Raw genomic sequence first — 15,605 nt, 5'->3', positions numbered from 1 at the left:
CTACGCCGGCGTCCGCGCCCCGGCCGTCGCCTCGGCCTCGCGCACGATCGCGCGGGCCCGGGCCACCGCCGCGGCCAGGTCGTCGACCAGGTGGGCCTCGTCGCGGAGGGCGGCGACCACGCCGACGCGGCGGGCCACCGCCAGGTGCTCCTGGCGGATGCCCTTGACCAGGACCGTGACGCCGCGGCGCTCCAGGCCGGTGACGAGCTCCTGCAGCACCTGCGCGCCCGACGCGTCGAGCACCTGCACCTGGGACAGCCGCAGGATCACCACGTCGACGTCCTGGATCGCCGCGACGCGCTCGAGCACCCGCTCCGCGGCCGCGAAGAAGAGCGACCCCTCGATGCGGAACAGCGCGATGTGCTCGTCGCCGGGCGCCGCCGGGCCGGGGAGCTCCTCGCGGTGCACCCCGGCGGCCCGGGCGAGGCTGCGCAGGCTGATGACGGCCGCCGCCGCGATGCCGATGCCGACCGCGTAGATCAGGTCGACGCTGACGGTGATGACGGCCGTCAGCGCGAACAGCACCGCCGCCGCGCGGGTCGCGGTGACGACCGACCGCACCACCGCCGGCGAGACCATCCGCACCGCCGTCACCATGAGCACCCCCGCGAGCGCGGCCAGCGGGATCCGGCCGACCACCCCGCCGGCGGCGACCACCACGAGCAGCAGCACCAGCGCGTGCACGACGGCCGCCACCCGCGTGCGGGCGCCCGACCGGACGTTGACGGCCGTCCGCGCGATGGCCCCGGTGGCGGGCATGCCGCCGAACACCCCCGCCGCGATGGTCGCGAGCCCCTGCCCGACGAGCTCGCGGTCCCCGTCGTACGGCCCGGTGTCCGAGTGCGCGGCCGCCACCCGCGCCGACAGCAGCGACTCGATCGCGGCCAGCGCGGCCACCGTGACCGCGGGCGCCGCGAGCTCCCGCACCGCCCCGAGGTCGAGCCCCGGGAGCGACGGCGCCGGCAGCCCCGCGGGGAGCGCCCCGATGGTGGCCAGCGGCAGGTCGGCGACCACCGCGACCACCGTCACCAGCACGATGGCGACGATCGACCCCGGCAGCCCCCGGTGCACCCGCGGCGCGAGGACCATGACGGCGGCCACCGCGGCGACGGTCGCGACGGACCACGCCGCCTCCGGCCAGCGGACCTCCCCCAGCACCTGCCACGCCGCCACCGCCGCGTTGGCGTCGTGGCCCGCGGCGGGCACCCCCAGGGCGGCGGGGACCTGCTGCAGGAAGATGATGACGGCGATGCCGACCGTGAACCCCTCGATCACCGGCCACGGGATCAGCCCGACGGTGCGGCCCAGCCGCAGCACCCCCGCCAGCACGACGAGGACCCCGGCGAGCAGGCACACCACCCCGAGCGCCCCCGCCCCGCGCGTCGCGACGATCGGGCCCAGGACCACGACCATCGCCCCGGTCGGCCCGGACACCTGCACGTTCGACCCGCCGAACACCGCCGCGACCAACCCCGCGACCACGGCGGTGACGAGCCCCGCCTCGGCGCCCGCCCCGGAGCTCACGCCGAACGCGAGCGCCAGCGGCAGGGCCACCACCCCGACCGTCAGCCCCGCGACCAGGTCGGCGCGCCAGGACGTGCGCAGGCCCGCGTAGTCCCGGGGCGACGGCAGCAGGGCGCGCAGGTGGCCGCTCACCGGGCGACCGGGCCCGCGGCGTCGGCCGCCTCGTGCTCCGCGAGCTGCTCCTGCGTGGTCCGCAGGATCTCGGTCAGCAGCGCGCGGGCGACCCGCAGCAGGTCCGCGACGTGGGGCGACGCCAGGCTGTAGACGACGGTGCTGGCCCGGCGCTCCGACCGCACGAGCTGGTAGCGCCGCAGGACGCCGAGGTGCTGGGAGAGGTGGGATGCCTCCAGCCCGGTCTCGGCGAGCAGCGTGGCGACGGGGACCTCGGCGTCGGCGGCGAGCAGCTCGAGGATGCGGATCCGCACCGGGTGCGCGAGGCCCTTGAAGAGGTTCGCCTTGATCTCGTACAGCGGGCGGGAGTCCATGGCGACCTCCGTTGATGACGGATTGATGGATCCATCATATCGCTCGGTTGGCGTCCTTCACTCCATCCCTCGCCACTCTCGCAGCCCATCCCCGGCGATCCACAGATCGCCGGCGGCCGGCCACGTCGCGGGCGGATCGTCCGTGTACCAGATCAGTTCGATCTCGGCGACATCTCCGCTGATGTTGACCCAGAACAGAAGCTCACCCTCCGGGGGACCACCGTGGTCGCGCCCGAAGCACAGGTGTCGGTGGCCTGGCACCGGACCCTGGGGCGAGTCGTCGGGATGCAGCCGCGCGAACGTCGCGACGCTGTCGTGCACCACCTCGGGAACGCCGAGATACGCGGTCATCGACGCCGGGCCGAGCAGCTCGCGCGCCCGTGCGACCAAAGCGACGGCGTCGCCGGTCCCCAGCGGTCGAGGAGTCGTCGGGTCTGCGACATCTCCGCGCCCGGAGCTCGTGGAGCTGGCCGTCGGTGATGACGGGTTGATGGATGCACATGTCGTCTCGGTTGCGTCCGCCGGCGGGACCTCCTGCTCACCGCTGGCGGGGTCGGGCAGGTCCAGGACGTGCGGGTCGAGGTGGTCCCAGAAGTGCTTCCACCAGCGGGCCGCACCCCGGAAGTGGCGGGGGTTCACCGCGATCCGGCCGCCGCGCCTGGTCAGCAGCGCGACGGTGCCGTCCGGGTCGGTCTCGGCGAGCACGACCTCGGCAGCGGTCACCTGCACGGCCGGCCCGTCTTGCGGGATCAATGTGAACTGGCCCGGTCCGATCCACAGCTGCTCACCGCGGACGGGCCCGAAGACGCGCGGGTAGTACCCGCGCACCGGCCGCCTCGGCGTCGGTCGCAGACCGCTGCTGCGGGGTGCGTCGGCCAGGAGATCCTGGCGGATCTCGGAGGCGGGGCGCCGGAGGGTGGTGACCACGTCACGGCGACGCAGCCCTGCAGCGGCGAGCCTGTGCATCGTGCCTTCCTCGAGCTCGACGCCCTCGGGCACGGTCAGCACGAGGGAGTCGAGGAGCTCGCGCAGCCGGTCTCGGACCGTGTCGGGTGTCATCTGCTCTACGGCGGCGCGGGTGTGCTCGACGCCGATCCTGTCCTCGCCACGCAACGCGTCGCCGACCTCGCCCAGGAACCGGTCGAACAGGTCAGCGGGGTCGCGCAGCCGGGCGAGCACCAGCGTCCGGGCGTCTGCCAGGGCACGCTCGGCGGGTCCGGTCGTGGCCAGCTCGTCGAGCACGGCCAGGGCACGGTCCACGGCCGGATCGGTGTACTCCCACAGCGGGTCCAGGGTGGCGAGCAGCACGCGGCGCCCGCGGCCGGTCGCGCACATCGTGGCCTCGACGGAGTAGATCAGCGCGTTCTCGTGACGCAGGTCGCGCATCAACGCCCCGGTCAGGACCTGGAACACCAGTGCGTCGCCGGGCGCCTGTTCGACCTCGAACGAGAGCGTCAGCGCAGGTGTCTCGGTCTGGCAGAACGCCGACCGCCTCGCCCGGGCACCCGCTCGCCAGGCCGGCCGCGAGAAGGAGGGGTCGTCAGGGAGCTCGACGCCCAGCTCGTCGCCGTCGGGGTCAAAGCTGAGCACGACCCGCGAGTTCTGGGCCACGAACCACCGCGAGGTGAACGCGCGGACGTCCCCGACGGTCGCCCGGCTGGCGCCGATTTCGGGAAGCTCGCTCAACCCGGGCCCCGAACACCCGAACCGGGCGGTCCACGGGCCCACTATCCCGACCGGACGGCGGGCCTGCTCGGCCAGGAGCACCCACTGCTCGCGGGCGAGCGCCCCCTGGGAGGGACCGCGATGCACCGACCGGATCGCCGCCGCGACGGCTCGCAGGAACCCCAGCACCTGCGAACGGGTGCCGGTGGCGTGGAACACGATGCACTCGGTGCCGGACGTGGCGTTGGCCTCGAACGGCAGGTCACCGAGGCGGCGCATCACCAGGTGCTCGACCAGATGGTGCATCCCGGCAGAGCGCACGTCGAGCTGCGAGGTACCGACACCGACGACCAACGCCCCGACCTCCCGGTCGAGGCCCGGCGGCCGCCACCACCGCACGGGCACCTCACTGGTCACCGTCACGACACGACCTCCTCTCGCCGGCGGGAACTGCCGCTCTTGCGAGCCGTGAACACGCCGACGCTCAGGCCCCCGACCACGGCCGGCAGCCACAGGAGATCCACCGCGACCGCGAGGACCGACACCCCGAGCACCAGCCCGAGAAGACCCACCACACCGAGCACCCACCGCCACCACCGCGCACCCGGACGCCCGGCACGCAGGTTCGGATCGGCGCCCCACGCGGCGACATTGGCCGGGAACTCGACCGGCGAACGCAGCCACTCGCCCGCCGCGCACCGACACGGCGAGAACGACTCCAACGGCACCGGATCGCCGGCGACGCGGGCCGTGCACACCTCACGGATGTGGTCGAAGGTATGTCGCACCGCCGTGGCGTCCACCCCGCACAGGACCCCATCGACACCGGCCCGACCGGCACAGGAGCCTGACCCGGTTTCCCGGACAGTTGCGGTGTGGTGATCATGCCGCCGCGGTGGCGGCGGTGTGTAGGTCCTCGAAGTCGTTCGGGGACCGGTAGCCGAGGCCGGAGTGGCGTCGGACGGGGTTGTAGAAGCCCTCGATCCACTCGAAGATCGCCGAGGCGAGCTCCTCGCGGGAGGACCAGGCGTGGCGGTCGAGCAGCTCGCGCTGCATGCTCGACCAGAAGCTCTCCATCATGGTGTTGTCGACCGAGGACGCGACTCGGCCCATCGAGCCGAGCAGGCCGGCCTCGCGCAGCCGGTGCCCGAAGATCCACGACGTGTACTGGCTTCCGCGGTCCGCGTGCACGATCGCACCTGGTGCGGGGTGGCGCCGCCAGATCGCCATCTGCAGGGCGTCGACGACCAGCTCCGAGCGCATGTGGTCCGCGATGGACCACCCGACGATCTTGCGGGTGAACACGTCCAGGACCGCGGCGCAGTAGACCTTCCCGGTGCCCGTGGGGTGCTCGGTGATGTCGGTGCACCACAATCGGTCCGGGCCGTTGGCGGTGAACCGCCGCTGGACGAGGTCGTCGTGCGGTGCTGGCAGCGGTCGTTGCCCGCAGCGTTTGCGCCGGTGGCAGACCCCTATCAACCCGGCCGCGCGCATCAGCCTCGCGACGCGTTTGCGTCCGCAGGCGACCCCGAGCCCGAGACGCAGCTCGGCATGGACTCGCGGGGCGCCGTAGGTCGCCCGCGAGCCGTGATGGATCGCCGTGATCGTCGCGGTCAGCGCCTGGTCGGCGATCGCGCGGGTGCTCGGCGGTCGGTTCATGGCGTCGTAGAGCCCGGAGCGGGAGATCCCGAGGACCCGGCAGGTCGCCGCGACGGGCACCCCGTCAGCGGCCAGCTCTTGGACCAGCCGGGCGCTCATTTTGGGAGGACGTTCTCCCGGGCGAAGTACGCCGAGGCCCGCTTGAGGATCTCGACCTCCATCTCCAGCACCCGGTTGCGGCGCCGCAGCTCGACCAGCTCGCGGCGCTCGTCGGAGCTCACGCCCTCACGGCGACCGGCATCGACGTCGTCCTGGGCCATCCACCGGCGCAGACACGACTCGCTGATCCCGAGATCGGACGCGACCTTCGCGACCGGCTGCCGACCCGAGCGGGCCAGATCCACTGCTCGACGCCGGAACTCCGGCGGCTTGGCTGCAGGCATCCAGGACTCCTCTCCGAGACGATCATCGCCTCAGACCAGGTGTCCGGAGAAGCGGGCCAGGCTCCACACCCGGCCACATGCACCTGCACGTCGCACCACAGCTCATCCAGCACGTCCCGCCACGCCGCGTCCACCTCGGGCAGACCCCGGATGCAGCGACGCAGCTCAGAAGAGACGCCGACCAGCTCGGAGACATCAGCAGGGACCGACTCCGTCAACGCAAGCATCCCATCAACCACGAATCACACCGTCCTTTGTGCCGAATACACGCTCTGCAACGACAGGTCCGACACTCGGTCGCGGGCCAGCCCCCGGTCCCCGCTCAGGGCGCGCGGGAAAGAGCCGAAGGGAGCTCGGTCATGCGCGTTCTGCCAAGCCTGGGCTATTCCGGTCAGCATTCAACTGCTCGCGCGGGTCAGTGTGCACCGAAATTGACTGCGGCCAAGAGCCCAAGGTCTACCGAAGATGTGATGGATCTTCTCCAGGATCCACTACTCATCGAGCCCAAGCCCGTCCAGGAGTTCGACAACTTGCCGAACCTCGGACACTTCCGCCCCGGTGAGCGTAAAAAACTCCGGTTCGTCTATGTGCTCCAAGGCTCCGATGCAAGAGCGGAGCAGCAGGCGCGCGGCAGAGATCGTCAGGCCGACCTGGATCGATTCGCCCCACCCGGACTGCGAAATAGCAAATACAGCAATGTGGGGGAGCCCGGGCCCATGCTCAACTCTCGAGGGAGTGCCGCCCGACAGCACACTGTTGGCCGCATAGAGCAGTTGCACACCCTCGTCCCACCGGAACCCGGTCTCGGCTTCGAATCGATCACCGACTTCCTGATGCAGCGCCCCGATCGTCTGAAACGCACCGCTCAGTTCGACTCTGGCCCCCTCGAGGATCGCGATCTCGTCTCGCTCGGCGATAATCACTCCAACTCCCTCAGGAAGTAGTTGATCCCATCTCTGGGCACGAAGACGGTGCCGCCATCAGGGTGCTTGGGGTCAATGATAGCAACCGCGCCGCGGTACCAGAAAGCGGAGCGGCCGTTCGATAGCTGCCGGAAGGTTCCGTACTTGATGATTCGAGCGGTGATGGCCGCGAGCTGGGTCCGCGTGAGCGCGCCCGAAAAGTCACGGACGTGTTTTGCGAACGCGTGCCCGAACCCGATCCTCCTGCCCAGCTGCGCAGCTTGACTGCGCAGGGCGTATGCAGGGCTCACTAATGTCGGTGCGGCGGGGCGATTCGCGCTTTGCCGCGCACCCGGCGACAAGGGAACTGAGTCCGGACGCCCCGCCTCATGCCTCACGTTCTGATTGCGCTTCGCGGTGGCCAGGGCTGCTCGCTGGGCTTGTGCTGCCCGATGTGCTGTGGTGACGCGGCTGGCCAAAGCCCGCAGCCCAGACGTCACCCCGTACCCGACGCCACCGGTCGCCGCACCGGCGACAGTCCCGATGCCGACCTGGGTGCCGAAGCCGCCCCAGGAGTACTGCCCGTTGTCGCCGGTGACGGCGTAGCTCGCTGCGGCGCTGGCGGCTCCGGCTGCGGCCCCGCCTGCGATCGCGACCGCCACACCGGCGACGACGCCGCCGCAGAGCCCGACGGTTGCTGCGATGCACGCGCCGACGGCGACGCCGACCGCGATCCCCGCAGCGATGCCGGCGACGGCTCCGCCGACTTCGCGCCAGTTGACGTCGTCCAGCCACCCGGGCCAGTACCCGAGCACGTCGATGGTGGTCAGCGGGTCGGCCAGGACGTACGCGTAGGCGTTCAGCGTCCCCGGCCGGGTCAGCAGACCCTCCCAGGCGTCCTGGGTGGTGAAGGTCCCGGTGCCCGGGTCGTAGGTGCGGGCGTAGAACATCACCTCGCCCAGGCCGAGGTCGGTGATCTGGGAGGTGTACCCGTGCGCGGCGTCCCACCCCGCGGTGGCGGTGGTGGCGTCGCCCCAGGGGTCGTACGAGGCGACCTGGGTGATCGTGTCCCCGGCGGCCTGGGCGATCACCGACCCCAGGGCGTCGGTCAGCTCCCACACCGCCCCCGCGACCACCCCGCCGGGCAGGACGGTCGGGTCGTTGTTCCCGACCCCACCGGTGCCGGCGGTCGTCGCGGTCCGGGCCGAGGACTGGGCCGCGACGTTCCCGGTCACGTCCCGGGCGTACGTGCTCGTCCCGAACTGCTCGTCCGACGTGGCGACCTGGGTCAGCCCGTCCCACGTCGCGGTGGCGGTGTGTGAGGGCCCTACCCCCGGTTCTTGGACACGGGGTGTGATTACGCGGCGATCGGCAGCGTAGCGGCCCGGCGGGCCTCGTAGGCGGTCGGGGACAGGTAGCCGCACCAGGAGTGGCGGCGGCGGGTGTTGTAGCGGGTCAGCCAGCGGAAGACCTGCCGGCGGCAGGTTGGCTCGTCGGGCCAGCAGGCGTCGTCTTGCAGGACCTCGCGCTTGAGGGTGGCGTTGAACGACTCGGCCATCGCGTTGTCGGCCGAGGACCCGACGGCGCCCATCGACTGGGTCACGCCGAGCCTCGCGCAGACCCTGGCGTAGTCCTTCGAGCAGTAGACCGACCCGTGGTCGGAGTGGAACAGCGCCCCGGCCAGGGTGCCGCGGGTCGCGGCGGCGGCCTTGAGCGCGTCTTCGACGAGCTCGGTGCGCATGTGGTCGGCGACTGCCCACCCGACGAGCCGGCGGGAGTGGCAGTCGATGACCGTGGCGAGGTAGAGGTTCGTGCCGTCGGCGATCGGCAGGTAGGTGATGTCGCCGACGTAGCGCCGGTTCGGTGCCGGCGCGGTGAAGTCCCGCTTGAGCAGGTCGGGGTGCTTGCGGCCCGACGGCTCGGGGATCGTGGTCCGCACTCGACGCTTCTTGACGTAGCCCGCGATACCCGCCGCGCGCATCACCCGGGCGACGCGCTTGTGGTTGACCTGCTCACCGGCGGGCGCGTCGTCGTTGAGCTCGGCCGTGACCCGCGGCGCGCCGAGCGTGCTGTCCGCGGCGTGGACCTTGCGGATCCGTGCCTCGAGCCGAGCGTCCGCCGCGGCGCGCTCGGCCCGCGCCGGCGCGCCAGCCTTCCACGCGTAGTAGGACGAGCGCTCGACCTGCACGAGCTCGCACAGTCGCTTCACCGGGTAGGTGGCGGAGTTGTCGGCGACGAACTGGAAGCGACTCACCAGCGCGTCTCCCCGGCGAAATACTTCGCCGCCTGCTGCAAGATCGCCCGCTCGGTGGACAGCTTGGTCGTCTCGACCTCGAGCTCGCGGACCCGGGCCTCGAGCCGGGCGATCCGCTCCTGCGGCGACTCGCCGACAGGCGCCGTCGAGCTCGCCGCAGCGCTCTTGGACCGCAACGGGCTGGGCGTCGCCGACCCGTCGACGGCCGTCTTGGCGCCCGTGCCGTAGACCTCGAGCCAGTGGCGCAGCGTGCCGCGCACGATGCCCAGGTCCGCGGCGATCCCGCGCACCGTGGCGCCCGGAGTGGACTCGTACAAGTCGACGGCCTGACGACGGAACTCCTCGGAGTAGCTCTTCCTGGCCATGAACTGGATCATCTCGCTTCCCCAGCGCGTTGCTGGATTCAGCGTGTCCAAGAACCGGGGTCAGGCCCCCGACACGAACTGCGTCGACGTGGTCGTGGTCGCGGTCCGCCCGAGACCGTCACGGGTGAACGCGACGGTCCGGTCCGGGTCCGTGACCCGCGCCAGGCGCCCGTCGGGGCCGTAGGCGTACTCACGCGTCCGCGCACCGGCCGACAGCACACCACCACCGATCGGGGTGCTGGTCTCCTGGGTGCGGTTCCCCGCGTCGTCGTACCGGTACTCGGTCACCGACCCGGACCCCGCGTCCGCCACCAACCCGGACGCCGCCCGCTCGGCGCCGCCGTCCTGCCGCGCGGTGTCGGTGGTGCGGGTCAGGCGGTTCGCTGCGTCGAACACCGCGGCCTGGGTGCGGGTGGTCCCGTCCGGGGCGGTGACCGTCGCGGTGGTGCGGTTGCCGGCCGCGTCGTAGGCGTACGCGAGCTGCGTGACCGGCGGCCCGGCCACCGGCTCGTCCGGGCCCTCGGTCTCGGGCAGCGGAACCGGGCCGGCTCCGAGCTCGTCGGTGTCGTCCGGGCCGGGTCCCGGTTCGGGCAGCTGGTCGGCTTCGGTGCCGCCGGTCAACCGCCCGAGCGGGTCGTAGGTGTACGCCCCGTCCAGGACCCGCCCGCCGGTGTCGACGCGGGTGCGCGTCGCGACGTGTCCGGTCGCGGTGTAGGTCTGGTCGATCTGGATGTCCCACACCCCCGATCCGGTGGTGCCGGCCCCGGGCAGGGTGCGCCCGGCCAGGTAGTCGGCGCCCGGCAGGCACGTGTCGCACGTCAGCGCCACGTCGCCGGGCTCGGGTGCGACCACCGGGTCGAGCTCGGTGACCTGGTGGCGGACTCCGGTGGTGCGTCCGGCCGGGTCGTAGGCGAACAGGCTCAGCGGTCCGGTCGTGCCGTCGGCGTTGGTGCGGGCGACGGCCGTGATCTGGTCGGCGCCGTCGTAGGTGTAGGCCATGACGCCGGCGGGGGTGCCCTGCGCCACCACACGCCCGGCGCTGTCGTACGCCCAGCGCTGCGTGACCCCGTCCGGGGTGGTCTGGCCGATCTGCCGGCCGGCGGGGCTGTAGGTGGTGGTCAGGGTGCCGGCGGTGGTGCGCTGGGCGGTCCGGCGGCCCTCGGAGTCGTAGGTCCACCCGGTCACGCCGGTGGGGTCGGTCATCGCGATGGCGTTGCCGGTCGCGTCGTACTCCAGCTCGACCCGCACCACCTCTCCGTCGGCCGCGCGGGCCCGAGCGGTGGGCCGGCTCTGGGTGTACTCCACGGACCGGACCCGGCCCGCGTCGTCGTAGGCGTACGCGACCGCCCGGGAGTCGGGGTCGACCTCTCCTGCCAGCCGGCCCGCGTCGTCGTAGGTGTACGCCCAGGTGTTGCCCAGCGGGTCGGTCTCGGCCAGGACCCGCCCGCCCGGGGTGTACTCGTAGACGGTGACAGCGCCGGTCGGGCCGGTGACCCGCTCGAGGTCCCCGACGGCGGTGTAGGCGTAGGTCGTGGTGACGTTCTCGGACTCGGTCTGCTCGCCCGAGTCGGTGGCGTTCTGCACGACCTTGGTCAGCTGACCGGCGAGGTCGTACCGGTAAGCGGTGACCACGCCTCCGGGGTCCGTGGTCGCGGTCTGCCGGCCGGCCGGGTCGTAGGCGAACCTGGTGGTCGCGCCCGTCGGGTCGGTGACCTGCAGCAGCTGCCCGGCGGGGTCGTAGGAGTAGGCCGTGGCAGCACCGAGCGCGTTGCTCTTGGCGGTCACCCGCCCGGCGGCGTCGTAGGTGTACTCCCAGGCCGCGCCGCCGTCGATGCCCGCGGCCAGGACCTGCCCCGCCGGGTCGAGCGTCCAGGTCTCGCGCACGCCGTCGGCGTCCACGCTCGCGACCTGGTTGCCGTCGACGTCGTACTCGAAGCTCGTGGTCGACCCGGTGCGGTCGGTCCACGAGGTCAGCTGCCCGGCGGGGTCGTACACCGTCTGCGTCGCGTTCCCCGCCGGATCCGTGGTCGCCACGAGCTGACCGACCGGGTTGTAGGCGTAGGTGGTCGTCCCGTCCGGCCCGGTCTCGGCGATCACGCGCCCGCCGGCGTCGTAGGTGAACGCCGTCGTGGCCCCGGCCGAGTCGCGGGTCTCGAGGAGCTGTCCGTTCGCCGCGTAGGCGTAGGCGGTGACGACCCCGTCACGGTCGGTCTGGGCGATCGGCCGCCCGGCCTCGTCGTACTCCCAGGTGCTCACCCCGCCGGCGGGGTCGGTCTGCGCGACCACGTTCCCCGACTCGTCCAGGGTCCGCTCCCACACCCCACCCGTCGGGTCCGTGACCGCGACCACGCGGTGCGCGGCATCCAAGGTGTACGCGGTGACCGCACCGTTCGGGTCGGACTCGGAGACCAGGACGTCCTCGGCGTTGTACGTGTACCGGGTCACCGAGCCGTTCGGGTCGGTGACCTGGGTCAGGCGCCGCCCGGTGTCCCACACCTGCCGGGTCACCCCGCCGGTCGGGTCGGTGATGGACGTGAGGTTGTCGTTGCCGTCGTACCCGTACGCGGTGACCGCCCCGTTCGGATCGGTCTCGGTGATCAGCCGCCCCGCGGTGTCGTAGGCGTAGGCCCAGGTCGCGCCGGACGGCAGGGTGCGGGAGGTCAGGCGGTTCCCGGCGTCGTAGGCGGACGTCGTGGTCCGCCCCAACGGGTCGGTCGCGCCGGTCTGGTTGCCGCGCGCATCGAACGTCGCCGTCCAGCGCTCCCCGCCAGCGTCGACGAACGCGACCGGGTTGCCCGCGGCGTCGTACCGCGTGACCTCGACCGACCCGTCCGGGCGCTCCACCTCGGTGGGGCGACCGGCACCGTCACGGCGGATGCTGGTGGTCAGCGTGCTGCCGTCCTCGGCACCGGGTCCGGTGACCTGGGTGACGCGCCCGAGCGGGTCGAGCACCAGGTCGGTCCGGCCTGCGCCGGGTGCGTCCACGGCCGTGGGGCGGCCTTGGGCGTCCAGGTCGTAGCTGGTGCGCCGCCCGTCCGGCCCGACCAGGGCGGTCGGTGCGTCCAGCGCCCCGTACTCGACCGTGGTGTTCTGCCCCAGCGGGTCGGTGAACGCGGTCACCCGCGACCGGGCATCCACCTCGTAGGACCACACCGACCCCGCGGCGTCGGTGTAGTCCACTCCGCCGGCCCGGTAGGCGAACGTACGCGTGCCGCCGACACCATCGCCCTGGGAGACGACCCTCCCCGCGGCGTCGTAGGTGTTCGTCAGGTACACCGCCCCGGCACCGTCGCGCGCGACGGTCAACCGGTGGGCGGCGTCGTAGTCGAAGCCGCGCACCCGCCCGTCCGGCAGGGTGATCGTGCGCAGGTCCAGGGCGGCGTCGTACCCCAGCTGCCAGGTCCGCCCGTCGGGCGCGGTCAACGCGGTGACGATCCCGCGCGCGTCGGAGGTCACGGTGACGCGCTGCTCGCCGGGCAGCACCACGGCGGTCAGCGGGCGGAACATCGGGTCGCCGTCGATCGGCGCGTACTCGAACCGGGTCACCGCACCGGTCGGGTCGCGGCGCTCGACGACGTCGCCCACGCCCTCGGGGTGGGAGGCGTCGAACCGCCACGTCGTGCCGTCGTCCACGGTCAGGAGCAGGTGCCCGCCCCCGGCCTCGGCCAAGGTGGCGCCGGTGTTGGCGTCGGCCGTGTACCCGCCGGCGCCGTTCGCGGCGAACGTGAACGACGCGCCGTCGCCGCGCACGACCATGACCGACCCGTCGGTGAACCGCTGCGCCCGGGCGGTCAGGTCCGAGGTCCATCCGGCGCCGAACCGGGAGAGGCGTCCGTCCTGGGAGTTGTAGACCAGCGCGACCTGGGCGTCCGACCCGCCAGGCCCGGTGACGTGGAACAGGCCCTCGAGCTCGACCAGGTTGCCCGTGGCGAAGTTCACCGGGTCTCCGCCGTAGGCGGCGTAGTTCTTGAACCCCAGCTGCATCCACGCCGCGATCTGCGCCGCGGACGGCGGGGACGGCCACCCACCGCCCCGGTTCGGGTCGGAGCAGTCGAACCCCTGGTTCTCCAGCTGCAACCCCAGCGAGGTGAACACCCCGTCGACGATGAACGAGAAGCCGTTGTCGATGACCGGCCGGTCGAAGTTGTGGTCCAGGAACAGGGTCTCGAGGTGGATCAGCGCGCCGGGCAGGCCCGCGTACTCCGGGTAGGTCAGGTTCGCCCGCGACTTCGGGTTCGCCGGGCGGCCGGTGTACGCCGGCAGGACGTTCAGGACGGTGGCGCGGGCCTGCTCGTCCAGGCCCCCACCGCGGGAGTACACCTCGGAGCCGCCGTTGCCGATGTTCCCCCAGGCGGTGCCGTCGTTGCCGTTGAACCCGAACGTCACGGTGAGGTCCGGCTGGTGGGCGTACGCCATGCCCGCCCGGACGTCGCGGCCGAGCTCGGGGATCGGCGTGGTGCGGGTGACGACGACGTCGGCGTTGCACGTCTGCCTCAGGCGCGCGGCGACCTGGTTCGCGAGCTCGACGTTGTAGCCGACCTCCGTGACCCGGGGCCCCGGACTGTTCGCGAACGCCCGGTCGTTGTCCGGGTCCAGCACCACCCGCGGCCGCGGGTCCCCGACGTCCTTGCCGCCGATCACGACGAACTGCGACAGGTGGTCCAGCTCCCCGACGACCACCGACCGGTCGGTGTCCAGGAACGAGGGGACGACCGACCAGGGGTCGGCGTCGGTCTCCCGGGTCATCAGCCGCACCGACCCGGGCCGGATGCCGTCCAGCGCGTCCGGGTCGACCTGCACCTCGACCCGGACGCCGGGGACGGAGTCGCCGTCGTCGCCGGCCATGGACTCGCCGAGCTCGGCATCGAGGTTCGCCGCCTGCGGGTGCGGTGCCCGGCCCACGGGGAGCCCCCCGATGAGCGCCGACCCGTCCTCGGCCTCGGTGACCGGCAACGACCCGCCCGACCGGCGGGCGGCAGCGCTCGGGGCGGGTCCGGGTGCGTCGGGAGCGTCGTTCGGGAACGCGGTGACCTGCTCGCCGGCCGGGTCGAGCGCCGTCACGTCGAACCCGGGCGCCAGGACGACGACGGACTCCCCGTCACCGGCGGTCGCGGCGGTCGCCTCGTCCAGGGCGGTGAGCGTCACGTCGACCGGGTCTGCCAGGTCGTGGCCGGAGAACTCGACCGACACCTGCCCGCCGGCGATCTGTCCGCCCGCGCCCGGGGTCACCGTGCCCGTGCCCCACACGTGCGGGCCGGAGCCGCCGGTCGGCTCGGGGGCGACCTGCGCGTGCGGCGCGGGTGCGGGCGCCGGTCCGGAGGGGTCGGCGGCGGTCGCGGCGTTCGACCGCGCCCACGCGAGCACCTCCTGAGCAGCCTGGGCCCGCTCGTGCGCGGCCGACGGCTCGGCGGGCACCAGCATCACCGCGACCAGCGCGCCCGAGGCGGTCGCGGCGACCAGGCCGCGCCCTGCCCACCGGGCGAGTGCCGCTTCGACGCCGCGGCCGGATCCTGTGCTCGTGCGGGTGGTGTTCACGCCGCCACCCCCTTCGACGTCGTGTCCCGTCCTGCACGCAGGTCACGCCACCCGCGCAGCACCAGCCCCGTCCCACCCGCGGCGCACGCGGCGGCCAGCAGCCACCACGCCTCCGCGCCGGTCGTGGCGAGACGACCGTCCACCTTCAGGCACTCCATGAGCGCGGCGGCGTCCGCGATGCCGTCCCCGTCGAGGTCCTCGAAGCCGGTCGCTCCCGTCGCGTTCCCGGCGATCAGGGCCTCGACCCAGTTCTCCACCCCGTCACCGTCGACGTCGCCGCGCAGGGTCCCGGGCGGGCAGCCACCGTCCCCGCACAGCAGCACCCCGACGAAGTCCGGGATCCGGTCGGCGTCCGCGTCGACCCGGGGGTCCACGCAACCCGCGGTCCCGCAGACGAGGACGTCGACCGCATCGGCGACGCCGTCGCCGTCCACGTCCGCCCACGGCACCGCACAGGTCGCGGACCCGCACAGCGCCTCCTCGACCCGGTCGGCGACGCCGTCACCGTCGGTGTCCGCCCACGCGGTGCGGTCGACCAGGCCCGTGCCGGCCAGCGACACCACGGGTTCCCGCACCGGCGCCCGTCCGACGTGGTCCAGCCCGGCGATCACCTGCTCGGCGGAGCGCGCGCTCGTCGACGCCCCAGCGGATGCGGCGGCGAACGCGGCACCCAGCCCCATGGCGAGGATCAGCAGACCAGCGGCGACCATCGCCCTCGCGCGGGAGACGGCGCGTGCGCCTCCCGTCGCGGGAGGGAGACCCGTCCCTGCGTGCGCGTCCTGCGGAACCCGTTGCCGACGTCGGATCGTGCGCACGCGGAGCATGCCTTCCCC

Annotated in this window: 9 protein-coding genes and 1 pseudogene; all 10 read right to left on the bottom strand. The window is 73.0% G+C overall.

Translation table 11 applies throughout. The features are described 5' to 3' along the window. Complete coding sequence (locus HNR08_RS09815; protein WP_146840660.1) at positions 1-1,656, bottom strand: SulP family inorganic anion transporter; 1,656 nt, start codon at positions 1,654-1,656, stop codon at positions 1-3. Further along, complete coding sequence (locus HNR08_RS09810; protein ID WP_146840659.1) at positions 1,653-2,009, bottom strand: ArsR/SmtB family transcription factor; 357 nt, start codon at positions 2,007-2,009, stop codon at positions 1,653-1,655. The genes HNR08_RS09815 and HNR08_RS09810 overlap by 4 nt, the downstream gene beginning before the upstream one ends. A 57-nt stretch (positions 2,010-2,066) precedes the next feature. Then, positions 2,067-4,097 (bottom strand): peptidase M16 family protein, encoded by a 2,031-nt coding sequence (locus HNR08_RS09805; RefSeq protein WP_146840658.1) that lies wholly within the window; start codon positions 4,095-4,097, stop codon positions 2,067-2,069. Further along, the gene (locus HNR08_RS09800; protein WP_146840657.1) at positions 4,094-4,477 is read right to left on the bottom strand and encodes a hypothetical protein; all 384 of its coding nucleotides are present in this window, start codon (positions 4,475-4,477) and stop codon (positions 4,094-4,096) included. Before HNR08_RS09800 ends, HNR08_RS09805 begins: the two co-directional genes overlap by 4 nt. Before the next feature lie 79 nt (positions 4,478-4,556). After that, positions 4,557-5,716, bottom strand: a pseudogene (locus HNR08_RS09795) (IS3 family transposase). 491 nt (positions 5,717-6,207) lie between these two features. Next, complete coding sequence (locus HNR08_RS09785; protein WP_146840913.1) at positions 6,208-6,639, bottom strand: hypothetical protein; 432 nt, start codon at positions 6,637-6,639, stop codon at positions 6,208-6,210. Beyond that, entirely contained in the window at positions 6,636-7,853 is a 1,218-nt protein-coding gene (locus tag HNR08_RS09780) for an RHS repeat-associated core domain-containing protein (RefSeq protein ID WP_183834978.1), read from the bottom strand. Before HNR08_RS09780 ends, HNR08_RS09785 begins: the two co-directional genes overlap by 4 nt. 122 nt (positions 7,854-7,975) lie before the next feature. Beyond that, a protein-coding gene (locus tag HNR08_RS09775; RefSeq protein WP_183834765.1) for an IS3 family transposase occupies positions 7,976-9,237 on the bottom strand; the annotation gives its coding sequence in 2 pieces (ribosomal slippage) (positions 7,976-8,889 and positions 8,889-9,237; 1,263 coding nt in all). A 60-nt stretch (positions 9,238-9,297) separates the two neighbouring features. Next, the gene (locus HNR08_RS09770; RefSeq protein ID WP_183834976.1) at positions 9,298-14,772 is read right to left on the bottom strand and encodes a DUF6531 domain-containing protein; all 5,475 of its coding nucleotides are present in this window, start codon (positions 14,770-14,772) and stop codon (positions 9,298-9,300) included. Continuing rightward, positions 14,769-15,482 (bottom strand): hypothetical protein, encoded by a 714-nt coding sequence (locus HNR08_RS09765; protein WP_146833030.1) that lies wholly within the window; start codon positions 15,480-15,482, stop codon positions 14,769-14,771. Before HNR08_RS09765 ends, HNR08_RS09770 begins: the two co-directional genes overlap by 4 nt. Positions 15,483-15,605 lie beyond the last annotated feature (123 nt).

It is taken from the genome of Cellulomonas hominis (assembly GCF_014201095.1).
GTDB lineage: Bacteria > Actinomycetota > Actinomycetes > Actinomycetales > Cellulomonadaceae > Cellulomonas > Cellulomonas hominis.
This window is presented reverse-complemented; position numbering and strand designations above follow the sequence as displayed.

Coding starts and splice junctions, on each gene's coding strand:
- HNR08_RS09810 (WP_146840659.1), bottom strand. CDS start 2,009: ATGGACTCCCGCCCGCTGTACGAGATCAAGGCGAACCTCTTCAAGGGC.
- HNR08_RS09765 (WP_146833030.1), bottom strand. CDS start 15,482: ATGGTCGCCGCTGGTCTGCTGATCCTCGCCATGGGGCTGGGTGCCGCG.